The 23,003-nt window shown below is 66.4% G+C and carries 27 protein-coding genes; 10 read left to right on the forward strand and 17 right to left on the reverse strand.

The window, feature by feature from the left end; all coding sequences use genetic code 11:
* Window positions 1-22: 22 nt before the first annotated feature.
* Window positions 23-844 (reverse strand): pyrroline-5-carboxylate reductase, encoded by an 822-nt coding sequence (gene proC, locus ACWV8V_RS00880; RefSeq protein WP_455898702.1) that lies wholly within the window; start codon window positions 842-844, stop codon window positions 23-25.
* 27 nt (window positions 845-871) lie between these two features.
* Complete coding sequence (locus ACWV8V_RS00885; RefSeq protein WP_455898703.1) at window positions 872-1,552, reverse strand: YggS family pyridoxal phosphate-dependent enzyme; 681 nt, start codon at window positions 1,550-1,552, stop codon at window positions 872-874.
* Window positions 1,553-1,660: 108 nt separating this feature from the next.
* Here ACWV8V_RS00885 and ACWV8V_RS00890 point away from each other — a divergent pair, with 108 nt between their 5' ends.
* The 6 genes from ACWV8V_RS00890 (at window position 1,661) to ACWV8V_RS00915 (ending at window position 7,240) form a co-directional block, all read left to right on the forward strand.
* A complete protein-coding gene (locus ACWV8V_RS00890) occupies window positions 1,661-2,698 on the forward strand; it encodes a type IV pilus twitching motility protein PilT (protein ID WP_019185385.1) in 1,038 nt (345 codons plus the stop codon).
* A 51-nt stretch (window positions 2,699-2,749) separates the two neighbouring features.
* Window positions 2,750-3,886 carry a PilT/PilU family type 4a pilus ATPase gene (locus tag ACWV8V_RS00895; protein ID WP_123728545.1) on the forward strand — a complete coding sequence of 379 codons (1,137 nt, stop codon included), beginning with the start codon at window positions 2,750-2,752 and terminating at the stop codon, window positions 3,884-3,886.
* Between the two features lie 105 nt (window positions 3,887-3,991).
* Window positions 3,992-4,489, forward strand: coding sequence for a hypothetical protein (locus ACWV8V_RS00900; RefSeq protein ID WP_455898704.1), 498 nt, complete (start codon window positions 3,992-3,994; stop codon window positions 4,487-4,489).
* Between the two features lie 147 nt (window positions 4,490-4,636).
* Entirely contained in the window at window positions 4,637-5,620 is a 984-nt protein-coding gene (locus ACWV8V_RS00905) for an aldo/keto reductase (RefSeq protein ID WP_455898705.1), read from the forward strand.
* 487 nt (window positions 5,621-6,107) lie between these two features.
* Window positions 6,108-6,407: a hypothetical protein gene (locus tag ACWV8V_RS00910; RefSeq protein WP_455898706.1), complete on the forward strand. Its 300-nt coding sequence runs from the start codon at window positions 6,108-6,110 to the stop codon at window positions 6,405-6,407.
* 56 nt (window positions 6,408-6,463) lie between these two features.
* Complete coding sequence (locus tag ACWV8V_RS00915) at window positions 6,464-7,240, forward strand: hypothetical protein (RefSeq protein WP_455898707.1); 777 nt, start codon at window positions 6,464-6,466, stop codon at window positions 7,238-7,240.
* A gap of 67 nt (window positions 7,241-7,307) precedes the next feature.
* Here ACWV8V_RS00915 and ACWV8V_RS00920 read toward each other — a convergent pair whose 3' ends face one another.
* Window positions 7,308-8,129 (reverse strand): alpha/beta fold hydrolase, encoded by an 822-nt coding sequence (locus tag ACWV8V_RS00920; protein ID WP_455898708.1) that lies wholly within the window; start codon window positions 8,127-8,129, stop codon window positions 7,308-7,310.
* Between the two features lie 233 nt (window positions 8,130-8,362).
* Here ACWV8V_RS00920 and ACWV8V_RS00925 point away from each other — a divergent pair, with 233 nt between their 5' ends.
* Window positions 8,363-9,070, forward strand: a complete 708-nt coding sequence (locus tag ACWV8V_RS00925) for a YitT family protein (protein ID WP_123728550.1) — start codon at window positions 8,363-8,365, stop codon at window positions 9,068-9,070.
* A 6-nt stretch (window positions 9,071-9,076) separates the two neighbouring features.
* Here ACWV8V_RS00925 and ACWV8V_RS00930 read toward each other — a convergent pair whose 3' ends face one another.
* Window positions 9,077-10,216, reverse strand: coding sequence for a hypothetical protein (locus ACWV8V_RS00930; RefSeq protein ID WP_455898709.1), 1,140 nt, complete (start codon window positions 10,214-10,216; stop codon window positions 9,077-9,079).
* Window positions 10,213-10,749 (reverse strand): DNA-3-methyladenine glycosylase I, encoded by a 537-nt coding sequence (locus tag ACWV8V_RS00935; protein ID WP_346468531.1) that lies wholly within the window; start codon window positions 10,747-10,749, stop codon window positions 10,213-10,215. Before ACWV8V_RS00935 ends, ACWV8V_RS00930 begins: the two co-directional genes overlap by 4 nt.
* A 109-nt stretch (window positions 10,750-10,858) precedes the next feature.
* On the opposite strand from ACWV8V_RS00935, the gene ACWV8V_RS00940 reads away from it, so the two are divergent.
* Genes ACWV8V_RS00940 through ACWV8V_RS00950 form a run of 3 tightly spaced genes read left to right on the forward strand, consistent with a single transcriptional unit; the run spans window position 10,859 to window position 12,882 of the window.
* The gene (locus ACWV8V_RS00940) at window positions 10,859-11,425 is read left to right on the forward strand and encodes a YqgE/AlgH family protein (protein ID WP_259261241.1); all 567 of its coding nucleotides are present in this window, start codon (window positions 10,859-10,861) and stop codon (window positions 11,423-11,425) included.
* Window positions 11,418-11,915, forward strand: coding sequence for a Holliday junction resolvase RuvX (gene ruvX / locus ACWV8V_RS00945; protein ID WP_346468532.1), 498 nt, complete (start codon window positions 11,418-11,420; stop codon window positions 11,913-11,915). The genes ACWV8V_RS00940 and ruvX overlap by 8 nt, the downstream gene beginning before the upstream one ends.
* A gap of 16 nt (window positions 11,916-11,931) precedes the next feature.
* Window positions 11,932-12,882, forward strand: a complete 951-nt coding sequence (locus tag ACWV8V_RS00950) for an aspartate carbamoyltransferase catalytic subunit (RefSeq protein ID WP_455898710.1) — start codon at window positions 11,932-11,934, stop codon at window positions 12,880-12,882.
* 98 nt (window positions 12,883-12,980) lie between these two features.
* Here ACWV8V_RS00950 and ACWV8V_RS00955 read toward each other — a convergent pair whose 3' ends face one another.
* From ACWV8V_RS00955 to ACWV8V_RS01010, 12 genes are all read right to left on the reverse strand, one after another.
* Window positions 12,981-13,436 (reverse strand): REP-associated tyrosine transposase, encoded by a 456-nt coding sequence (locus ACWV8V_RS00955; protein ID WP_346468533.1) that lies wholly within the window; start codon window positions 13,434-13,436, stop codon window positions 12,981-12,983.
* A gap of 184 nt (window positions 13,437-13,620) precedes the next feature.
* Window positions 13,621-14,421, reverse strand: coding sequence for a carboxylesterase family protein (locus ACWV8V_RS00960; RefSeq protein WP_259261242.1), 801 nt, complete (start codon window positions 14,419-14,421; stop codon window positions 13,621-13,623).
* Window positions 14,422-14,488: 67 nt separating this feature from the next.
* Window positions 14,489-14,755, reverse strand: coding sequence for a hypothetical protein (locus tag ACWV8V_RS00965; protein ID WP_123728557.1), 267 nt, complete (start codon window positions 14,753-14,755; stop codon window positions 14,489-14,491).
* 13 nt (window positions 14,756-14,768) lie between these two features.
* On the reverse strand, window positions 14,769-16,130 hold the full coding sequence (gene mgtE, locus ACWV8V_RS00970) for a magnesium transporter (RefSeq protein ID WP_123728558.1): 1,362 nt from the start codon (window positions 16,128-16,130) through the stop codon (window positions 14,769-14,771).
* A gap of 174 nt (window positions 16,131-16,304) precedes the next feature.
* A complete protein-coding gene (gene ptsP / locus ACWV8V_RS00975) occupies window positions 16,305-18,023 on the reverse strand; it encodes a phosphoenolpyruvate--protein phosphotransferase (protein ID WP_259261245.1) in 1,719 nt (572 codons plus the stop codon).
* 59 nt (window positions 18,024-18,082) lie between these two features.
* Window positions 18,083-18,352, reverse strand: coding sequence for an HPr family phosphocarrier protein (locus ACWV8V_RS00980; protein ID WP_121043139.1), 270 nt, complete (start codon window positions 18,350-18,352; stop codon window positions 18,083-18,085).
* The gene (locus ACWV8V_RS00985; RefSeq protein ID WP_019185401.1) at window positions 18,345-18,737 is read right to left on the reverse strand and encodes a PTS sugar transporter subunit IIA; all 393 of its coding nucleotides are present in this window, start codon (window positions 18,735-18,737) and stop codon (window positions 18,345-18,347) included. Before ACWV8V_RS00985 ends, ACWV8V_RS00980 begins: the two co-directional genes overlap by 8 nt.
* Before the next feature lie 106 nt (window positions 18,738-18,843).
* Window positions 18,844-19,740 (reverse strand): RNase adapter RapZ, encoded by an 897-nt coding sequence (gene rapZ / locus ACWV8V_RS00990; RefSeq protein ID WP_183073811.1) that lies wholly within the window; start codon window positions 19,738-19,740, stop codon window positions 18,844-18,846.
* Window positions 19,737-20,687, reverse strand: coding sequence for an HPr(Ser) kinase/phosphatase (gene hprK, locus ACWV8V_RS00995; RefSeq protein ID WP_019185403.1), 951 nt, complete (start codon window positions 20,685-20,687; stop codon window positions 19,737-19,739). Before hprK ends, rapZ begins: the two co-directional genes overlap by 4 nt.
* Window positions 20,684-21,136: a PTS sugar transporter subunit IIA gene (locus tag ACWV8V_RS01000; RefSeq protein ID WP_259261255.1), complete on the reverse strand. Its 453-nt coding sequence runs from the start codon at window positions 21,134-21,136 to the stop codon at window positions 20,684-20,686. Before ACWV8V_RS01000 ends, hprK begins: the two co-directional genes overlap by 4 nt.
* A gap of 21 nt (window positions 21,137-21,157) precedes the next feature.
* A complete protein-coding gene (hpf, locus tag ACWV8V_RS01005) occupies window positions 21,158-21,484 on the reverse strand; it encodes a ribosome hibernation-promoting factor, HPF/YfiA family (protein WP_259261257.1) in 327 nt (108 codons plus the stop codon).
* Between the two features lie 58 nt (window positions 21,485-21,542).
* Entirely contained in the window at window positions 21,543-22,982 is a 1,440-nt protein-coding gene (locus tag ACWV8V_RS01010; protein ID WP_259261259.1) for an RNA polymerase factor sigma-54, read from the reverse strand.
* Window positions 22,983-23,003 lie beyond the last annotated feature (21 nt).

Genomic DNA, 23,003 nt, shown 5'->3' on the forward strand with positions numbered 1-23,003 from the left:
CATGCGTGGCTGCGTTTGGCCGTCAATCATTTGCCGCCGACAATGCCTGCCCACGCGTGGTCGCCGCGTCGATCGCGCGTGCCACGATGGCCTCGAAACCGTCAGCCTGGAAGCTCTCGATCGCCGCCTGCGTGGTGCCGTTGGGCGAGGTCACGCGGCGACGCAGTTCGGCCGGGGCTTCACCGGATTCATCGAGCATGCGCGAGGCACCGAGCAGCGTCTGCACCACCAGCGTGCGGGCGGCCTCGGCAGGCAGGCCCTGCGCAATGCCGGCCGCTTCCATCGCTTCGGCCAGCAGGAACACATAGGCCGGACCACTGCCGGAGACCGCGGTGACGGCATCCATGCGCGCTTCGTCCTCGATCCACACGGTGCGCCCGGCGCTGGCCAGCACGGTATCGGCCTGCGCGCGCTGCGCGGCGCTCACCTCGGCGGTGGCGAACAGCCCGGTCACACCGGCGCCGAGCAGGGCGGGCGTATTGGGCATCGCACGGACCACGGCCTGGCCGCGACCCAGCCAGCGGTCCAGCTGGCCGCTGGTGATGCCGGCCGCGATGGAGACCACCAGCGGCTGCTTGCCTTGGGCGATATCGGTCAGCGAGGCGCAGACATCGCGCAGCACCTGCGGCTTCACCGCCAGTACCCAGACCGTGCCCTGCGCGGCGGCTTCGGTCGCGCTGGCGTAGGTCTTGACGCCGAACTCGGCCGTCAACTGCTCACGCAGTTCAGTGACCGGCTCGGCGACATGCAGGCTGGCCGGGGCCACGCCCTGGCGGACCAGGCCGGCGATCAGGCTGCGGGCCATGTTGCCGCCGCCGATGAAGGTGATGGGGGACGTACTCATGAACTCTCCTTGGAACGGGCGGGGCGCTCAGATCGGTTGCCGGCGTGCGCCGAACAGCGCGGTGCCGATACGGACCATGGTGGCGCCATGGGCGATGGCCTCAGGGTAATCGCTGCTCATCCCCATCGACAGCGTATCCGCCTGCGGATGCGCTGCGGCCAGCGTGGCGAACAGCGCGGCCATGCGGGTGAAGGCGGCTTGGCGACGCGCGGCGTCCGGCCAGGGCGCCGGGATCGCCATCAGCCCGCGCAGGCGCAGCTGCGGCGCCGCAGCGATGGCGGCCGCGAGCGCGTCGATGTCCTCCGGCGCGCAACCGTGCTTGCTGTCCTCGTCATCGATGTTGACCTGGATCAGCACGTTCAGCGGCGGCTGGCCGGGCGGGCGGTGCGCGGCCAGTGCGGTGACCAGCTTGGGCCGGTCCACGCTCTGCACCCAGTCGAAATGGCGGGCGGCCAGCTCGGCCTTGTTGGACTGCAGATGGCCGATCAGGTGCCATTCCAGGCCCAGCGCCGCCAGCGTCTCGATCTTGGCCACCGCCTCCTGCACGTAGTTCTCCCCGAAGGCCCGCTGGCCCTGCGCGGCCAAGGCCTGCACGGCGTCGGCCGGCTGGGTCTTGGAGACCGCCAGCAGGACCGGATCTGGCCGTCCGGCGGCCACCGCCGCGTTGTGCAGGTTCGTCAGGATGGCAGGCAGGGTCTGGATGGTCACGGCGGGTCCGGTGGATCAGGGGCTGGAGCGTATTGTGCACATCTCGCTCTATACTGCCGCCCGGGGAAAGAACCTTCCAGTCGCAGCAGTCATGGGGAGTAGCAGCGCATGGATATCGCCGAGCTGTTGGCGTTTTCTGTAAAGAACAAAGCGTCGGATCTTCATCTGTCGGCCGGCCTGCCGCCGATGATCCGCGTCGACGGCGATGTCCGCCGCATCAATATTCCGGCCCTGGACCACAAGCAGGTCCACGCGCTGGTGTACGACATCATGTCGGACAAGCAGCGTCGTGATTACGAAGAATTCCTCGAGGTCGATTTCTCGTTCGAGATTCCCTCGCTGGCGCGCTTCCGAGTCAATGCCTTCAATCAGAACCGCGGCGCGGGTGCGGTATTCCGTACCATTCCCTCGGAAGTGCTCACGCTGGAAGACCTGGCCTGCCCGCCGATCTTCCGTGAGCTGATCGATCAGCCGCAGGGCCTGATCCTGGTCACCGGCCCGACCGGTTCGGGCAAGTCGACCACGCTGGCGGCGATGATCGATCACATCAACAAGAACGAATACGGCCACATCCTCACCGTCGAGGATCCGATCGAATTCGTGCACACCTCGCAGAAGTGCCTGATCAACCAGCGCGAAGTGCACCGCGACACGCACGGCTTCAACGAAGCGCTGCGTTCGGCCCTGCGTGAGGATCCGGACATCATCCTGGTCGGCGAACTGCGCGATCTGGAAACGATCCGCCTGGCGCTGACCGCTGCGGAAACCGGCCACCTGGTGTTCGGCACGCTGCACACCAGCTCGGCCGCCAAGACCATCGACCGCATCATCGACGTGTTCCCTGCCGGCGAAAAGCCGATGGTGCGCTCGATGCTGTCCGAGTCGCTGCGCGCGGTGATCTCGCAGGCGCTGCTGAAGAAGGTCGGTGGTGGGCGCACGGCCGCCTGGGAAATCATGGTGGGCACCCCGGCCATCCGCAACCTGATCCGCGAAGACAAGGTCGCGCAGATGTACTCGGCGATCCAGACCGGCCAGCAGATGGGCATGATGACCCTGGACCAGCACCTGCAGGACCTGGTCAAGCGCAGCCTGATCACCCGCAACCAGGCGCGCGAGTACGCCAAGGACAAGCGGATTTTCGAATAGTGGTAGTGCCGGCCGCTGGCCGGCTCCTGAAAACCTTCGGAGTACACCGCGATGAGCACCACCACCATCGACTTCACCTCGTTCCTCAAGCTGATGGCGCACCAGAAGGCGTCGGACCTGTTCATCACCGCGGGCATGCCGCCGGCGATCAAGGTCAACGGCAAGATTTCGCCCATCACCCAGACACCGCTGACGCCGCAGCAGAGCCGCGACCTGGTGTTGAACGTGATGACGCCGGCGCAGCGCGAAGAGTTCGAAAAGACCCACGAGTGCAATTTCGCCATCGGCCTGTCCGGGGTCGGCCGCTTCCGTGTGAGCTGCTTCTACCAGCGCAACCAGGTCGGCATGGTGCTGCGCCGGATCGAGACGCGCATTCCCACTGTGGAAGAGCTGAGCCTGCCGCCGATCATCAAGACGCTGGCGATGACCAAGCGCGGCATCATCCTGTTCGTGGGCGCGACCGGTACCGGCAAGTCCACCTCGCTGGCGGCGATGATCGGCTACCGCAACCACAACTCGACCGGCCACATCATCACCATCGAAGACCCGATCGAGTTCGTCCACAAGCATGAGGGCTGCATCATCACCCAGCGCGAAGTGGGCATCGATACCGACAGCTGGGAAGCGGCGCTGAAGAACACCCTGCGCCAGGCGCCGGACGTGATCATGATCGGCGAGGTGCGTACCCGCGAGGGCATGGACCACGCCATCGCCTTCGCCGAAACCGGCCACCTGGTGCTGTGCACGCTGCACGCCAACAACGCCAACCAGGCGATGGACCGCATCATCAACTTCTTCCCGGAAGACCGTCGCAACCAGCTGCTGATGGATCTCTCGTTGAACCTCAAGGGCGTGGTCGCCCAGCAGCTGATTCCCTCGCCGGACGGCAAGTCGCGCAAGGTCGCCATGGAGATCATGCTGGGCACGCCGCTGGTGCAGGACTACATCCGCGACGGCGAAATCCACAAGCTCAAGGAAGTGATGAAGGACTCGGTCCAGCTGGGCATGAAGACCTTCGATCAAAGTCTGTTCGAGCTCTACCAGGCCGGTGAGATCAGCTACGAAGATGCGCTGCGTTATGCCGATTCGCAGAACGAAGTGCGCCTGCGCATCAAGCTCTCGCAGGGCGGTGATGCGCGTACGCTGTCGCAGGGGCTGGACGGGGTGGAGATTTCGGAAGTCCGCTGAGCAACGGAGTTCCGCGGAGCGTCCACGGGCCGCAAAAACCTTGCAGCCCGCTTCATTTCAGCAGCGCATTGCGCTGACTTGTACGTAATTCAAGGAGGAACTTCGGTGACACAGGAAATGGCATTGAAGGCGAGTTTCGCCGGCATGGATACGGATACGCTGTTGGAGATGTGGGCGAATCACGAGCGGGTTGACTGGGCCGAGACGATCCTCGCCGCCGAGTTGGCCGAGCGTGGGATCGCCTCAGCCGAGCTGGCGTCCATGGCGTCTGCGCGTGGCAGCCGGGCAGCGGAGAAGGCGGTGTCCGCGCGCGATACCTTCGTCGGCTATGGCTTGCTGGGCCGCGCCTGCGCGGTGTTGCTCGCAGTCGCGGCGTCGACGATGGCGGGTGCGCTGTTCGGTAAGCCGATGGGCACGGTCGCGATGCTGTTGGTCTTCTTGGGCTATGTGGCGATCCTGGCACCCCGGTTGGTGCTGCAGTCACGTCAGCGAAACGGCGGTGCGGTGGCCTTCGTGCTGGCGTATCAGTATCTGGAGCTGGGTCTGTTACTGGTGATCGTCATCGGCGGCATGGCCTGGGTGGTGCCGCGCTTGCTGGCGTGATTTCCACGGCCGTACGAACGGCGTTGGGACGCCGCATTGATTAGCCACGCTCATCACCGACAGCACTCCGCACTATCCAATCTCCCCAGCCGACAGGGCTATCGTGGCTGTCCCCCATGAGGCCGGCTCACCGGCAGGAGTACCCCCATGCAGACACGTGAACTGGGCCGCAGCGGCCTGCGGGTTTCCGCCCTCGGGTTGGGCTGCATGGGGTTGAGCTACGGCTATGGCCCAGCCACCGACCGCACCGAGGCGATCGCCCTGCTGCGCGCCGCGGTCGAGCAGGGCGTGACCTTCTTCGATACGGCCGAAGCCTACGGCCCCTTCTTCAACGAGGAGCTGCTCGGCGCGGCGCTGGCACCGTTCCGCGACCAGCTGGTGATCGCCACCAAGTTCGGCTTCAAGAACGGCCATGCCGATGCGGGCCTGGATAGTCGCCCCGAGCGCATCCGTGCGGTGGCCGAGGCCAGCCTGTCACGCCTGAAGACCGACCGCATCGATCTGTTCTACCAGCACCGTGTCGACCCGAACGTGCCGATGGAGGACGTGGCCGGCACGGTCAAGGACCTGATCGCCGAGGGCAAGGTGAAGCACTTCGGGTTGTCCGAAGCCGGTGTCGATGCCATTCGCCGTGCGCACGCCGTGCAGCCGGTGACGGCGCTGCAGAGCGAGTACTCCCTGTGGTGGCGTGAGCCGGAACAGGCGGTGCTGCCGGTGCTGGAAGAACTGGGTATCGGCTTCGTGCCGTTCAGCCCGCTCGGCAAGGGCTTCCTGACCGGTGCGATCAAGGTGGATACGCAGTTCGCTGCCGATGACTTCCGCAACAGCGTGCCGCGGTTTGCAGCTGAAGCGCGCCAGGCCAATCAGGCGTTGGTGGATCGCATCACCGCGATTGCCGCCGACAAGGGCGCGACGCCGGCCCAGATCGCCTTGGCCTGGCTGCTGGCGCGCAAGCCGTGGATCGTGCCGATTCCCGGCACGACCAAGCTGCACCGCCTGACCGAGAATCTGGGCGCGGCTGCGGTGGTGCTGAGTGAGGCCAACCTGCAGCAGATAAGTGCGGCGCTGGACAGCATCGCCATCGTCGGGGATCGCTACAACGCCGAGCGGCAGAAGCTTGTCGCGCGTTGAGGGACGCTGCTTAACTTTGTCCGTTGAACAAAGGACGATTGATTGTCGAGTGGTCCTGGGCAGTCTGTTCCAATTGTTGATCAAGACCCGATTGGAAATTTCGATGATTTGATGGTGTTTGTTGAGAGCTGTCTCCCACTTTTGTTTTTCAATTCTTATATTTTGAAATTCGCCATGTGGCCAGCAAGGGGAGGCAGTGATGAGAACATTGACAGCTGCGCTGTTGGTACTTCCGTTGTGCTTGATGACGACGTCATGTGCATCGCTTAAGCACGTGACTGGTAAGGCCGGTTGCACAACTAAGATGGGAGGCGGCGGGGAATGTAGTGTGAGCGTTGAGGCAAGATGGGAAGGGGGGGAGCGGCGCGGGAGCCTTCTCTATCATCTTTTGTCTAGAACGGGAGTCGCACCTGATTCGCAGAGCTATGTGCTGGACATAAGTGACTCGACTGTTCCCTATCCAGCCCACGGCCAAATGGAGGTAATAATGTCCAATGCCGCCACTGGTCGTGTGGTAGCTTCCCGTCGATTTGCCTGGGTACGTAGCGGTACTGTTATACGTGCCCGAGATCCGGATGAAGTCAATCGCTGGGCCTATGCCAATGCCGGTGATGCCGATACGCTTGGTTACGAATTGGATCCATTTGTTTCAAACTATGGACCGGGACGTCAGGTTATTGCTGGAGCATCCTCCTATGAGGGACAGGAGTTGAACCGGTTTGCGGTAGTTTTTGATGGCACTCCCGACTGCCCTGGTTATCCCACTGTCAGCCCATGTCGGGAGTAGGGAGAATCTGCCTGGGAGCGCGAAGTTGCGTTCCCGGGTTTCGGCAACGAGCGTTGGTGCTCGCTGCCCTGATGCTTGGAGGCTGCGCATCGTTCTTTCCCCATGATGTAAAGCAGCAGGTTTCCGAGGAAGGGACAGCAATGGTCAGTGGCTGGTCGTGGGCAGGGATGTCCTACCTTGTGTCTGCCCAGTACATCCCTGGAGATCTGACACCACTGACCGGTATGCGCCAAAAGAATGGCTGTATGAATGACCGTTACCAAGTGGAAGTGCGCTGGCGCGATCCGAGCGTTCGCGCACCGGCTGCTGGATCGCTCTGTGAGCAGATACTCGCGGGTGTTACCTACATATCCAATTTCTCTGAACGGCAGGGCGCGCATCGCATCATCGTCGACACCGTAGCGCCCGATACGCGCTGGGATTGGCGATGGCGCAGCTTCTCTCCACCCGGTGGGCTGACAGTGCGATTAGCGGTGCGGTGGCTGGATGACGAAGAACACCGGGCTGCCGAAGCGGTCCGTCTTTTCGCGCACGAGGTAGCGCACCTGGACGCATTCTTCTCCGCGCCTGAAAGCGCGGTGGACACCGAACCCCTGGCCTACTTGGCAGGTGCATGTGCCCAGTGGCATGTTCTGGGCACACTGGCTACGCGCGATCTGCAGGCGGGCGAGATGAATGTGCGTGACGCTGTATTTCAGCGTTCCGGCGATGCGGCACGTGTCGTCTGGGCGCGCTTGCATCCATTCGTGGAGCACGGCCCCCTGCGTCGGGACGCAGCCTTGGCGCCAGCCCTCACGGCACATTGCAGTGCGTGGCTCCGCGCGGGGTTTTAAAGCAGCAGCCAGCGCTTCTGCCGTTCAAGAATCCCGGGGTGAGTCTGTCACCCCCGGGATGGGCCACTCACCCGCGAATGAACGCCAACAGATCCGCGTTGATCACGTCCGCATGGGTGGTGCACATGCCATGTGGGTAGCCTTTGTAGACTTTCAGCGTGCCGTGCCTGAGCAGCTTGATGGCCAGCTCCGCCGAATCGGTGATCGGCACGATCTGGTCGTCGTCGCCGTGCATCACCAGCACCGGCACGTCGATCTTTTTCAGGTCGTCGGTGAAGTCGGTTTCCGAGAAGGCCTGGATGCAGTCGTAGTGCGCGTTGATCGCGCCCATCATGCCTTGCCGCCACCAGTTGTCGACGATGCCCTGTTGCGGGGGAGTGCCCTCGCGGTTGAAGCCGTAGAAGGGAATCGGTACGTCGCGGTAGAACGCCGCACGGCCCGCGACCAGTGCCTGGCGGAAGCCATCGAAGACCTCCTTCGGCGTGCCGCCCGGGTTGGCCTCGCTCTTGACCATGATCGGCGGCACCGCACCGATCAGCACCGCCTTGGCGACGCGCCCGGGTTTGGCCTGCGCCACGTAGTGCGCGACTTCGCCACCGCCGGTGGAGTGCCCGATGTGGATCGCATCGCGCAGGTCCAGGTGATCGGTCAACGCGTTGACGTCGGCGGCGTAGGTGTCCATCTCATGCCCGCCGCTGGTCTGCGAGGAGCGGCCATGGCCGCGGCGGTCGTGCGCGATCACGCGGTAGCCCTGAAGCAGGAAGAACTGCAGCTGGGTGTCCCAGTCGTCGGCGCTGAGCGGCCAGCCGTGATGGAACACGAGGGGCTGACCCTTGCCCCAGTCTTTGTAGAAGATCTCGGTCTTGTCGGCGGTGGTGACGTAGGGCATGGCACGGAACTCCTGGGGGGAGGGATGGGCGGTGCGGGTGCTACCCGTGCATGCTGCGTCGACAGGGTGTTCAGGCGGGATGAAAGGTTACGTCCGGCGTCGTCTCCCCAGGCATAGACGCCCCAAGGCCACGGGGCGGCGGAGCGTGAACAACAGGCGGCTGAATCAATCTCACCAGCAACTGTCACGCCGATCGTGTCTAATACCGCTCCCCACGTCACACCCCCACCCCCATGTCCCTTGATTCCCATGGCCCCGCGCCGTGCGACGACGCTGACGGCCACCTGGTCACCGCAGGCCCGCTGACCCCGCCTCCGGACAGTGCCGGCACCGTGGCCGACGAGAAGGCGCTGCGCCATTCCGTGGCCGAGGACGTGCAGGGCATGGTCCTGGCGACCCTGGTCGCCTCGCTCGGCCTGGCGATCTTCGCCAAGGGCGGGCTGATGATCGGCGGCATGGCCGGGCTGGCCTTCCTGGCCCACTACACCTTCGGCTGGAACTTCGGCCTGGTGTTCGTCCTGGTCAACCTGCCGTTCTACTGGGTGGCCGTGCGCCGCATGGGCTGGGAATTCACCCTGAAGACCTTCGCGGCGGTCACCGCCTGCGGCGTGCTGACCGACCTGCTGCCGCGCTGGGCCGATTTCGCCCACATGAGCTCGCTGTACTCGGCCATCGTCGGCGGGGCGCTGGCCGGCCTGGGCATCCTGTTCTACATCCGCCACCGGGCCAGCCTGGGCGGCATCGGCATCCTGGCGGTGTACCTGCAGCGCACCCGCGGCTGGAGCGCCGGCAAGGTGCAGATGTCGTTCGACACGCTGCTGATGTGCGTGGCGTTCTCGGTGCTCTCCCCATCCAAGGTGATGTACTCGGCGATCGGTGCGGTGGTGCTCAGCCTGGTGCTGATGTTCAACCACCGCCCGGGCCGCTACATGGGCGTCTGACGCCCGTTACTCGCCCTGCGGTGGCACCGGCACGACGGTCACGCCGGAGACCCAGCGGCGGCTGCGCAGGTCCAGCGTGGCCACCTGCTCGCCAGGGCCGCGGTACAACCACAGCTGGCAGCACAGGGCATGGTCGCCGGCATAGCTGCTGCGCAGGGCAATGAGCGTGGCGCTGTAGCACTGCTTCCCCGAGCGGATCACGGTGTCGGCGGCGGTATCGAAGGTGTAGCTGCCGGCGCCGCGCCACGGCCAGATGTCGGCCTCGCCCGCATCGGTGCCGGGTGGCACCGGGCAACGCGCCTGCTCGTCGCCGAAGTGCGCCACGCCGTCGCCATCGAGGGTCAGCGCGGCCAGCAGGCGGTCGATGTGCTTGAGCAGGCGGCGGTCGGCCGCGATGGCGGTGGCGTTCGCGTCCAGCGGTTCGCCATCGGCATGCACCGCAGGATCGGCCAGCCGATGCTCGCGGCCATAGCGCACCTTCAACTGCACCGTGGGGCTGCGCTCGCGCGGGTCGGCGGACAACGGCCGGTTCAGCAGCAGGGTATCGCCGTAGTAGTCGCCATCGCGGTAGGCGATGTAGCTGACCCCGTCGATGCGCAGCCAGTACAGGCCCTGATCGCTTCCACGTCCGCTGAGGCCGTACTGGCCCTGCGCCCAGGGGCGCTGCGGGTCCAGGCTGTCCGGCACCACGAAGCCGCGCTGCGGATCCCGCCGCAGCATGTCCACCTGCGTGTACAGGCCGGTGCCGCCGCTGTAGGCGCTCTGCACCAGGTCACGCTGGCCGTCGCCATCCAGATCGAGCAGGGAGAGCGACAGCTCGCCCATCTCCACCGGCACGGTGTGCTGGGCATCGGTCTGGCGCAGGTAGCGGCTGACCGCGTCCCAGTCCGCCGGGGTGACGTTGGCCGGGCGCACCAGCGCGGGCAGCGGCGCATCACTGTCACCGGCCACCGGGATCTGCAGGTCGATGCCGGTCTCGTCGCGGTAGCGGGCCAGCACGGTATCGATCGGGGCCGGGTCGTCGGCCGGCACTGCGGCGATCTCCGCGCGCAGGCGCTCCAGCACGCCGTCCAGATCGCTTGCGGCAGCCAGCGGCGGCAGGCTCAGGGCAGCGAGCAGCGCAGCCCGCACTACCGGGTGCGTCACTTCTGGCGCCAGGCAGGCGTGAGGGTGTCGATACGCTTGAACACCGGGCAGTCCGGGCTGTGCGCGCCGGGCAGGTAGCCCAGGCTCATCAGGAACTCGCCGGTGATCTCCCCGCCGGTGAAGCGGAAGGTCTTCTTGAACAGCTTCACCCAGGCCGCCTTGTCCAGCGGATGGTGGGCATCCAGCCAGGCAACGAAGCTGCCATGGCTGCCCCGCAGTTGCTGGATCACCTGGGCGTTGTGAACCGCCGCGTGCACCTTGAGCCGGTTGCGGATGATGCGGGCGTCGTTGAGCAGGCGCTCGATGTCGCGCTCGCCATAGGCGGCCACCGTGTCCACGTCGAAACCGTCGTAGGCGGCGCGGAAGCCCTCACGCTTCTTCAGGATCGTTTCCCAGCTCAGACCGGCCTGGTTGATCTCCAGGATCAGGCGCTCGAACAGCTCGCGCTCCTCGCGCTGCGGGAAGCCGTACTCGTGGTCATGGTAGTGGCCGTGGACCGGATGGCCGGGGGCGATGAGGCAGTAACCGGACACGTGCAGCTCCTTGCGATGGCGGATCAGGCGTACGGGCCGGGGCACGCGCGCAGGCCTGCATTATGTCAGCGCGAAAGCGCACATCACGGCCAGCGGCTAGAATGGGGCCATGTCTGAACTGTCTACTTCGCTTGCCCACCACCTGCTGGTCGCGCTGCCGTCGCTGACCGACCCCACCTTTGCCCGTACCGTGGCGCTGATCTGCCAGCACGACGAGAACGGCGCGATGGGCGTGCTGGTCAACCAGCCCTCCGAGTACACCCTCGGCGAGGTGCTGGCCCAGATGGACATCACCACCACCAGTGACACGCTGCCTGGCCAGATCGTGCTCAACGGCGGCCCGGTGCATCCCGAGCGCGGCTTCGTGATCCATGACGATGCGCGCAACTGGGATTCCAGCCTGGCCGTGGGCGAGGGCGTGTTCCTCACCACCTCGCGCGACATCCTTGAAGCCATGGCCCGTGGTGAAGGCCCGCGCAATGCGCTGGTCACCCTGGGCTGCGCCGGCTGGAGCGAAGGGCAGCTGGAATCCGAGCTGGCCGAGAACAGCTGGCTGGCCGTGCCGGCCGATGCCGAGCTGTTGTTCAGTACCCCGTTCGAACAGCGTTGGCAAGGTGCGGCGGCACGTATCGGCGTGGACCTGTTCCGCCTCACCGATTACAGCGGCCATGTCTGAGCCGGCCACGCCAGCGCCCGCCACGCCCGCGCCGCCGACCATCCGCCGTGATGGCACGGTGCTCGGCTTCGATGTCGGTTCGCGCCGCATCGGCGTGGCCATCGGCAGCTCGTTCGGCACCCATGCGCGTGCGATCGCGGTGGTCGATGTCCACGGCAACGGCCCGGACTGGACCGCGGTGGAGCGCCTGATCAAAGAGTGGCGGCCGGACGGCCTGGTGGTCGGCGACCCGCTGACCCTGGACGGCCAGGACCAGCCCAACCGCAAGCGTGCGCAGGGCTTTGCCCGCCAGCTGCGGGAACGATTCAAACTGCCGGTGGTGCTGGTCGACGAGCGTTCCAGCTCGGTCGAGGCGGCACGCCGGTTCGCGGTCGAGCGCGCCGAAGGCCGCAAACGCCGTCGCGATGCCGCTGCACTCGATGCAGTGGCCGCGGCGGTGATCATCGAACGCTGGCTCTCCTGCCCGGATGACGCCACCCCCGTTTCCTGACCCTCAGACCCTGCCCATGACCGCCTCGCAACTCGATTCCGATGGACGCCTGCGCCACCTGCTGACCCTGGAAGGTCTGCCCCGCGAAACCCTGCTGCAGCTGCTCGACCGCGCCGGCCAGATCCGCGATGCGGCCGTTGGCCGGGTCGGCAACAAGCGTCACGTGCTCGGTGGCTCGGCGGTCTGCACGCTGTTCTTCGAACCGTCCACGCGCACCCGCAGCTCATTCCAGCTGGCCGCGCAGCGGCTGGGCGCGGACGTGCTGAACTTCGACGCCTCCACGTCCTCGACCCGCAAGGGCGAGACCGCCTGCGACACGCTGAAGAACCTGGAGGCGATGGGTGTGCGCGGTTTCGTCGTCCGGCATCCCGACGATGGCGCTGTGGCGGCGCTGGCCGCCGCAGCGGGCGAGGGCACTGCCCTGGTCAACGCCGGTGACGGCCGCAGCTCGCACCCGACCCAGGGCCTGCTGGACATGCTGACCCTGCGCCAGGCCAAGGGCAGCGATTTCTCGAAGATGAAGGTGATCATCGTCGGCGACGTGAAGCACTCGCGCGTGGCCCGCACCGACCTGCATGCCCTGCGCACGCTGGGCGTCGGCGAGATCCGCGTGTGCGGCCCGCAGTCGCTGCTGCCGGACGATGACACCCTCAAGGGCTGCATCGTCGGCACCGATTTCGACGCCATGCTGGAAGGCGCCGATGCGCTGATGATGCTGCGCCTGCAGCGCGAGCGCATGGAAGAAGGCCTGGTGCCCTCGCTGGAGCAGTACCACGCCCAGTACGGCCTGGATGCCGCGCGCTTGAAGCGTGCCGGCACCGATGCCGCCGTGTTGCACCCGGGCCCGATCAACCGCGGCGTGGAGGTCACCGACGAAGTGGCTGATGGCCCGCAGTCGTGGGTGTTGCGCCAGGTCGCCAACGGCGTCGCCGTGCGCATGGCGGTGCTGGAAACGTTGCTGGGGTAAGTGTCATGGGTATCGAACCGCACACGATACCCATGAAAGGTAGTGCCGGCCGCTGGCCGGCTCTGCAGCATGCATCGGCAGCCGGTCAGCGGCCGGCACTACCGGTCATGTGGCCACAGGGTCCACGCGTACGGGTAGTCTCCGATCTGCTCTGAAAGCCCTGCACGGATCGGATTGCCGAGGATGTAAAGGGCGTGCCGATGCAGCGACTCGTCGCAACGCACGGCGTGATCGTGGTAACCGGCTTGCCAGAACGAACCACCACGACCCAGCGATCGATTGATCGCCAACGCAGTCGATGATTTCAAGCGTCGAGCGATATCGGCAAGTGGCTTAGCTTCCAGTTCCACCAACCAGTGCAGATGGTCGGGCATGACCACCCAGGCAAGGGATCGTACGTATCCACGTTCGTCCATTTCCTTCAGGTGCGACATGGCAATTGCGGAAACCTCGGGATCCACAAACCAGCGCCTACGGTGATGGCAGACCATGGTCAGGACATAGGTCTGTCCTGGAATGGAACAGCGCCCCACGCGTAGTCGAGAAGAACTCATGCTGCATCGTGAGTGATGCCGCAGCGCCATGATATCGGCCAATGGCGCAAACCGTTATCGCCGAAGACCCAAACAAGGTAGTGCCGGCCGCTGGCCGGCTTCACGAAGCGTATGCGATTGATGACGGTTTGCTGCAGAGCCGGCCAGCGGCCGGCACTACCAGATTCGCTGTCCCATCAGCCGATCATCGCTTCTGCGCGAACATCCACGCCCACATCGCGTCGTCGGCATACGTGGCGTCCCAGGCGTTGTGGTTGCCCTCGGGGTACTCGGTGTAACGCACGTCCTTCGCGCCAGCCTGCTGGAACGCGGTGTGCAGTTTGCGGTCGTCCTCCGGCGGCACCAGGTCGTCCAGCGCGCCATGGAACATCCAGATCGGGACGTTGCGCAGGCGCTGGGCAATGGCGGCGTACGGGTCGCTCTGGCCGGCCACGGCCTCCACCTGCAGGTCCGGGCGACTCTGGTGCGGGGACAGCACCGCGCCGCAGACCGGCACGATCGCGGCAAACCGGTCCGGGTGCTCCAGCGCGATGTTCCAGCTGCCGTAGCCGCCCATCGACATCCCGGTCAGGTACTGGCGTTGCGGGTCGGCACCAAACTCGGCGATGGCGGCATCCAGCGCGGCCAGCGCGATGCGGTTGTTCTCGCCCGACCACTCCTGGTCATCCGGCGTCTGGGGCAGCACGACCAGCGCGGGGAAGGTGGAGGCGTGCTGGCGCAGGTAGGGCCCCAGCCCGGCCTGGGTCTGGCGGCGGCCGTCGCGGCCACGCTCACCGGAGCCATGCAGGAACAGCACCACCGGCAGTTCGCCGCGCGAGGCGGCTGCCGTGCGCGGCACGAATACCTGGTAATACGCGGTCTGCCCATCCACTTTCACCGCACGGCCGACAAACTGGCCGCCGGAGGCCGCCGGGGTGCTCGCACAGCCGGCCACCGTCATCATCGCCACCGCCCACAGCAGCCATCCACCCCAGCGTCGTGCCATTGTCGTGCCCTGATTGAAATCGTTTTCAGTCTAGGCCCGGTGGCGCGCCGGAGCATCTTGCAGTGCATCAGTGCGGGCGCGGGGCCGCGGCGAGGATGTCCAGCTGCTCGATCGCTTCGGGGTGACCGTCGGCGGCGGCCGCCTGCACCTGCGCCAAGCTGGGGTGGACCACCAGCAGGATCGGGTTCTCGCACTGCGGGCAGTCGAACTGGGCTTCGTCTTCGTGCAGTTCCATCGGCATCTGCCGCGCGCTGCCCTGCCATTCGCAGGCGGCGCAGGTATAGGTCGCGTCGCGCCAGCCGGGAACGAAGTAGTTGTCGAGGGTCAGGGCCATGCGGGGTCCAGGGTCAGTGCAGCAGGATCAGGGATGCCAAGCCGAGGAAGCTGAAGAAGCCCATGACGTCGGTGACGGCGGTGACCACCACGGTACCGGCCACTGCCGGATCGACGTTCATGCGCTTGAGCAGCAGCGGCAGCAGGACGCCGGCCAGGGCCGCGGCGCAGAAGTTGATGATCAGTGCCAGCGTGATCACCAGCGACAGCAGGAAACTGTGGAACCAGAGGTAGGCGATGATGCCGACCACGGTGCCGATCAGGGTGCCGTTGATCAAGGCGACGCGTGATTCCTTCCACAGCAGGATGCGCGCGTTGCTCTGGCCGACCTGGCCCAGCGCGATGCCGCGCACCATCAGGGTCAGCACCTGCACGGCGGCATTGCCGCCCACGCCGGCTACGATCGGCATCAGCACGGCCAGCGCCACCACTTTCTGCAGGGTCAGCTCGAACTGGCCGATCACGCTGGCCGCCAGGAACGCGGTGCACAGGTTGATGCCCAGCCAGACCACGCGGCCGCGCACGGCGCGCTTGATCGGCGAGAACAGATCTTCTTCTTCGTCCAGACCGGCGGCGCCCAGCGCCTGGTGCTCGGCCTGCGACCGGATGATGTCGACCACGTCATCGATGGTGATGCGGCCGAGCAGGATGTTGTTGTCGTCCACCACCGGGGCGGACACCCAGTCATGATCGGAGAACTGGCGCGCGACTTCATCGGCGCTCTCGCCGACATCGATCGCCGGCTGCTCGTCATCGATCAGGCGGTTGATCGGGGTGTTGTCTTCGTGCGTCACCAGCGCGGCCAGCGAGAGGCGGCCCAGGTATTGATGGCGGCGGCTGACCACGAACAGGTGATCGGTGTGGTCGGGCAGTTCGCCGCGCAGGCGCAGGTAACGCAGCACCACATCGACATTGACGTCGGCGCGCACGGTCACCACGTCCGGGTTCATCAGGCGGCCGGCGCTGTCCTCGGGATACGACAGCACCTGCTCGAGCCGCTCGCGGTTCTCGCGGTCCATCGACTTGAGCACTTCGTCGATGACCGTGTCCGGCAGGTCTTCGACCAGATCGGCAAGGTCATCGATGTCCAGGTCTTCGACCGCGGCGATGATCTCGTCCGGGTCCATGTCGGCCAGCAGGCTTTCGCGCACTTCCTCGCCGACGTGGACCAGCACCTCGCCGTCGTCTTCCGGATCGACCAGGCCCCAGACAATCTCGCGCTTGCCCGGGGGCAGCGATTCGAGCAGGTTGCCGATTTCCGCCGGCGCCAGGGTGTTGACCAATCGACGGACCGGACCCAACCGCCCGCTGTCCAGTGCATCGGACAACAGCCGCAGCTGGCGCGCCGTCTTGTCGTGGCGTACGGCTTCGGCCATGCGCAGCTCCTGCGGAAAAAGAAAAAGGCCGCTATCCGGTAGAGGATGCGGCATGGGCGGTGGTCACCGCGTCATTATCGCGCGCTTACATGTCAATCCGGTAGGGCACGACCGCTGGTCGTGTCGCGCCTGCGACGTCGCACGGTCAGGCGCGTATCGACCAACGGTCGATACCTACCGATGGAGGCCGGCCTTCTCGATCCAGCGTTCAATGCCGCGGCGGTCGCGCGCCTGCAGCAGCTTGGGCGCCATCGCCTGCAGCACCGACAGATCGCTGTCGCGCACCGCGCGGCGCACTTCCAGCAGGGTGCCCGGGTGCAGGCTGAATTCCGTCAGGCCCAGGGCCAGCAGCAGGCGGGTCATCAACGGGTCGCCGGCGATCTCGCCGCAGACCGCCACCGGAATGTTGTACGCCTGGCCGGTGCGCAGGATGTGCGCGAGCAGGCGCACTACCGCCGGGTGCAGCGGCGAGTACAGCTCGCCGACCGCCTCGTTGTTGCGGTCGGCGGCAAGCAGGTACTGGACCAGATCGTTGGTGCCGATCGAGAGGAAGTCGACCAGATCGATGAAACTCTCCAGCGCGATCGCCGCGGCCGGCACTTCGATCATCGCGCCGAACGGGATGTGCTCGGCCACTTCGTGGCCTTCCGCGCGCAGCAGCTCGGCCTGCTTGGCCAGGCGCCGGCGGACCGCAAGGATTTCCTCGCGGGTGCTCACCATCGGGATCAGGATGCGCAGCTTGCCGTAAGCCGAGGCGCGCAGGATCGCGCGCAGCTGGGTATCGGCCACCTTCGGCCGCGCCAGCGACAGGCGCACGCCACGCAGGCCCAGCGCCGGGTTTTCTTCGTTGCTCAGGGTCAGCCCGGTGCGGTCGGCCTTGTCCGCGCCCAGATCCAGGGTGCGGATGGTGACCGGCCGACCGCTCATGCCGAGGGCGGCATCGCGGTAGGTCTCGAACTGCTCCTGCTCGTCCGGCAACTCGTTGCGCTGCAGGAACAGGAATTCGGTGCGGTACAGGCCCAGCCCGTGTGCGCCCAGCGCATGCGCCTGGGTGACGTCTTCGCTGGACTCGGCATTGGCGAGCAGGGCGATATCGACGTTGTCGCGGGTGCGGCTGGGTTTGGTGCGCAGGCGCCCGAGTTCGCGCTGCTCGCGCGCGTGCTCACGCAGGCGCACGCGGTAGTCGCGCAGGTCCTGTGCCTGGGGGTTGATGGTGACCGTGCCATCGCTGCCGTCCATGATCAGCACGTCGCCATCGGCGACCTTCTGCAGCACGTTCGGGACGTTGACGATCAACGGCAGGTGCAGGCTGCGCGCCAGGATCGCGCTGTGCGAGAGCGCGCTGCCCCCGGCGGTGACGATGCCGACCACACCGTGGGCCTGCAGCTGGGCCAGCTCGGAGGGCGCGATGTTGTCGCAGATCAGGATCTCGCCGGCCATGCCTTTGACGTCCGGCGGGCGCTTCTGCAGGAAGGCATGGATACGGCCGATCACATGGTCCAGATCGTCCATGCGGCTCTTCAGGTAGGCATCGTCCATGCCATCGAAGACCTTGGCCAGGCGGTCGCGCTGCACGCGCAAGGCGTAGCCGGCGCTGTACGGGCCACTGCGGATCAGTTCGTCCAGGCCGAACAGCAGTTCGGGGTCATCCAGCAGCAGGGCATGCAGATCGAGGAATTCGCCGACCTCCTGGTTGAGCGCGCCATGCAGGCGCTGGCGCAGCTCGTGCATTTCGCCACGGGCCGCTTCCACGGCCACGTGCAGGCGCTCCAGCTCAGCCTCGATCTTGGCCGGCGCAATGCGCTGCTCGGCCACTTCCAGGGCATGCGGCAGGCGCACCCGGGCACGGCCGAGGGCGTTACCGCGCGAGGCACCGTGGCCGGACAACAGCATCGCCCCGGACGCGGTCCGGGCCGGTGCGGAGGATCCCGATCGCGGCTGCCCCCCCATGCTCAGTTGTCCTCGTCGAAACGCCGCTCGAACAGGGCGACCACCGCGTCCATCGCGGCGACTTCGTCTTCGCCCTCGATGCGCACGGTGACCGGGGTGCCCTGGCCGGCGGCCAGCAGCATGACGCCCATGATGCTCTTGGCATTGATCTCACGGCCTTTGGCGGCCATGGTCACGTTGCAGCGGAAAGGCGCCAGCTCCTGCACCAGCTTGGCAGTGGCGCGGGCATGCAGGCCCAGGCGGTTGGAAACAGTGAGTTCACGTTCAAGCATCGTCGACAATCGCTCCATTGCGAGTGCCTGCCGCGGCTGTGGCAGGCAGTTGATCCAGTCCCTGTTCCGGATAATTCATCACCCGCATCAACATCGGCAGGCTCAGCGCCGAAACCCGGCGAGCCGGGGTGCCCAGACGAGCCAGTTGCCCGGCCAGATTGCTGGGGCTGGCGCCGTACAGGTCGGTCAGGATCAGCACGCCCTGGCCACTGTCCACCCGGCGCAAAGCGGCCGAGGCGAGCGGGAGCAGGACGTCCATATCTGCGTCGAACGGTACTTCGAAAGCTTCGGTCTTCAGCGGCAGGTGCCGCAGCAGACGGGTCGCCACGTCCAGCAGGGCCGTGCCGACACCGGGATGAGTTACGAGGAGAATGCCACAGGTCATTCCCGAACGTTAACAGGTCAACATGAATTGGCGATAGCACGCGTGAAAGACTGCTGTGTTCCGCGGTTCAGCGTGTCGATGCCGGCCGTCGCCGGCACTGCCGCATTCAGTCCAGTTCGCGGTGGAAGGTCGCCACTTCCGGCCAGCCCTGGTCGCGGGCATGGCGGGCCATGCGCTCGGCCATGTACACCGAGCGGTGCTTGCCGCCGGTGCAGCCGAAGGCGACGGTCACATAGCTGCGGGTGTCATTGCCCAGCCGCGGCAGCCAGGTATCCAGGAAATCGACCAGTTGGCCGGCGTAGCGCTGCACATCGGGCTGCTCGTCCAGGTGCTCGCGCACCCCGGCATCGCGGCCGGACAGCGGGCGCAGCTCCGGGTCCCAATGCGGATTGGGCAGCACGCGCACGTCGAACACGAAGTCGGCTTCGGCCGGCACGCCGCGCTTGTAGGCGAACGATTCGAACAGCAGCGAAAGCTTGTTGCCGTGGGCCAGCGCGAATTCGGTCACCACCTTGCGGCGCAGCTGGTGCACGTTGAGGTGGCTGGTGTCGATCACTGCATCGGCGGCGGCGCGCAGCGGCGCGGTGAGTTCGCGCTCGCGGGCGATCGCTTCGGGCAGCGACAGCCCGAGCTGGCTCAGCGGATGGCGACGACGGGTGTCGGCGTAGCGCTTGAGCAGGGTTTCATCGGTGGCATCGAAGAACAGCAGCTGTGCATCCAGGCCGGCGGCCTTGGCGTCTTCGCGCCAGTGCGAGAGCTGGGTCAGGTCACTCTGCGCACGCACGTCGATGCCGACCGCCAGCCGGCGTGGGGCCTCGCGGCCGGGATCGCCGAGCAGGCTGCGCACGAAATCCGGCAGCAGGTCGATCGGCAGGTTGTCCGAGCAGTAGTAATCGAGGTCTTCGAAGGTCTTCAGCGCGACCGTCTTGCCGGACCCGGACAGCCCACTGACGATGATCAGGGTGGCGGCGGTCGGGGCGGAGGCGGGGGCGGGTGTGGTCATGGCGTGCGGCGTTCCAACATGTTGCTGTGGCGGGCGATGAACATCGCGGCCGGGTCGATGCCCTTGGTCCGCAGGATGTGCAGGCGCGTGGCGGCTTCGGTCAGCACGGCCAGGTTGCGGCCGGGCATCACCGGCAGGGTGATCAGCGGCACATCCAGGTCCAGCACGTGGCGGGTACCCGAGTCGCCGGTCAGGCGTTCATAGCCGTAGGGGGTGGGTTCGGTCATCGGCTTGGTCAGGTGGACGATCAGCCGAAGGTACTTGTTCTTCTTTACCGCCGTGTCACCGAACATCTCGCGCACGTTGAGCACGCCCAGGCCGCGGACTTCCAGCAGATCCTGCAGCAGCTCCGGGCAGGTGCCGTCGAGCACATCCGGGGCGATCTGGGTGAATTCGGGGGCATCGTCGGCGACCAGGCGGTGGCCGCGGCTGAGCAGCTCCAGCGCCAGCTCGCTCTTGCCCGAGCCGGCTTCACCGGTGATCAGCACGCCGATGGAATAGATCTCCATGAACACGCCATGCAGGATCACCCGCGGCGCCAGCGTGCGCGCCAGGTGGTAGGACAGGTGGTTGAGCAGTTCGTGGCCGCGCTTGGGTGAAATCCACAGCGGGGTCTGCGATTCGTCCGCGGCCGCGCGCAGGTCTTCCGGGCAGGACTGGTTGCGGGTAATCACCAGCGCCAGCGGATGGGACTGCATGATCCGCTCGATGGTCTCCCAGCGCTGGCGCGAGTCCAGCGAGTCCAGCCAGGACAGTTCCTCAGTGCCGAGGATCTGCACTTTGTTGGGGTAGATCGCGTTGAGGTAACCGGCCAGTGAAGGACGGCGAGAGACCTTGTTGCCGGCCTCCAGCTCACGGCGCTCGCCCTGCTGGCCGGCGACCCAGCGCAGGCTCAGGCGGTCGCGCTGCTGTTCGAACAGTTCGCGCGCGGTGATGCTGGTATTCATGCGGCACTCGCCGGCGGGGGGAATTCGATGACCCGACGCAGCTCCTCGCCGTCGCGCGCTTCGCGCAGCGCCTGGCGGATGGCCGGCTCGGAGAACAGCTCGGCCAGCTCGGAGAGCAGCATCAGGTGTTGATGGGTGTAGTGCGCGGGCACGGCAATCGCGAAGACCAGGTCGACCGGTTCATCGCCGCCGAATTCCACCGGCGATTCCAGCCGCAGCAGGGCGCCGCGGGGGCGTTCCAGCAGGGGGGCACGGCCGTGCGGGATGGCGATGCCGTGGCCGATCGCGGTACTGCCCAGCGTCTCGCGCTGGCACAGGTTCTGGTACAGCAGCTCGGCATTGGCTTCGCGGCAGGCCAGCAGGCGGGCTGCGGCCTTCAGCACGCTGTCGCGATCGGCGGCCGGCAGCACTTGCGTGCGGACGGCCGCCAGAAGATCAGTCAGAGGCATGTCGGGGTGGAAACGAGGGCATCAGCCCTCATTGTCGCCCACCGGCAGCGGTTGCGGTGCGTGCTGCTGCTTTTTCTCTTTGTGCTTGATGACCAGGCGGTCGAGCTTGTCGGCCAGGATGTCGATTGCCGCATACATGGTGGGGCCGCTGGCGTCCGCGTGCAGAGTCTGCCCGGGAACATTCACACTCGCATCGGCATGGTGCTCCGGCTTGCGGATCGACAGTTGCACGCGAACCTCGCAGTGCTGGTCGAAATGCTTCCCCAGCCGTTCCAGCTTGGTCTCCACGTACTCGTTCAGAGCCGGGGTGATCTCAAGGTGGTCCTTGCCAAACGTCTCGATGTGCATCGGGTTTCTCCTTTGTTCGGATGTGCCAATGAACCTTCCCGCCGGGCGCGGTGGAGCGTCAGACGATTCGTACTCTTTCGTGCGAGGCGGAAATGTTCATGGCTTCACGATACTTCGCCACGGTGCGTCGCGCTACCGGTATTCCCGACGTTTTGAGCAGGTCAGCCAGCTTGGCGTCAGAAAGCGGCTTGCGCGGGTTCTCGTCATCGATCAGGCGGCGCAGCATGGCCTGGATGGCGGTACTGGAGGCTTCGCCGCCGCTGTCGGTATCGATGCCGGAGGCGAAGAAGGCGCGCAGGGGCAGGGTGCCGCGCGGGGTACGCACGTACTTGCGGGCGATCGCGCGTGAAATGGTGGATTCGTGCAGGCCCAACTCGCCGGCCACCTCGCGCAGGGTCAGCGGGCGCAGCGCCTGTTCGCCGAATTCCAGGAAGGCGGCCTGCTGGTCGAGCAGGCAGCGCATCACCCGCAGCAGGGTCTCGCCGCGGGCCTCCAGGCCCTTGAGCAGCCAGCGTGCCTCCTGCAGGTGGGCGCGCATGTAGCCGGCGTCGGCCTCCCCGCAGCGGCGGATCAGCTGCTCATAGCCGCGGTGGATGACCACCTTGGGCCCGGCATGGCCGGCCAGCGCGGCACGCCAGACGCCGTTCTGGCGCCAGACCACACAGTCCGGCACCACGTAGCTGTCGTGGGAGAGTTCGCCGATCTGGGTACCCGGGCGCGGGTCCAGCGAGCGCAGCAGCTGCACCGCGACCTCGACCTCGGCCACCGGCTCGCGCAGCTCGTGGGCGATCCCGGCCACACCGCTGCGTGGCAGGCGCTCCAGCGGGCCATCGGCGATGCGGCGGGCCAGGCCCAGGCCGGGGGTGTCGGCGGGCAGCACCAGCAGCTGCAGGTCCAGGCATTCGCCCAGCGTGCGCGCACCGACCCCGACCGGGTCGAAGCGCTGGATCTGGTGCAGCACGGTCAGGATTTCAGGCTCGTCGGCCTGGATCGCCGGGCGCAGGGTCTCGGCGATGGTCGCCAAGGGCTCGCGCAGGTAGCCGTCCTCTTCGAAGGCGTCGATCAGGGCCGCGCCGATGCTGCGGTCGCGGGCCGACAAGTGCGACAGGTGCAACTGCCAGAGCAGGTGGTCGGCCAGCGATTCGGTCTCGGCCACGCGCTCTGCAGCGCTGCCGTTGTCGTCATCGTCGAAGGAGCCGCCGCTGCTGCCGCTGGTCCAGTCGCCCTCGCCGGGTGACCAGTCATCACTGGCCGAGACCTGGTGCTCGCCATCGGCGTGGGTATCGGTGGGGGCGGGCGGAGGCGTGTCCTCGCCAGGACTGGCCTCGAGCGCCGGTTCAGCGTTCTCGGCCCAGTCCAGCAGCGGGTTGGTCTCCACCGCCTCGTTGATTTCCAGCTCCAGCTCGGCGCTGGACATCTGCAACAGCTTGATCGCCTGACGCAGCTGCGGCGTCATGACCAGGTGTTGCCCCATCGATGTCTGCAGCCGTGCTTTCATGCCTGTGCCGAACGGAAGGAA

This window comes from Stenotrophomonas sp. Ker107b (assembly GCF_053847245.1).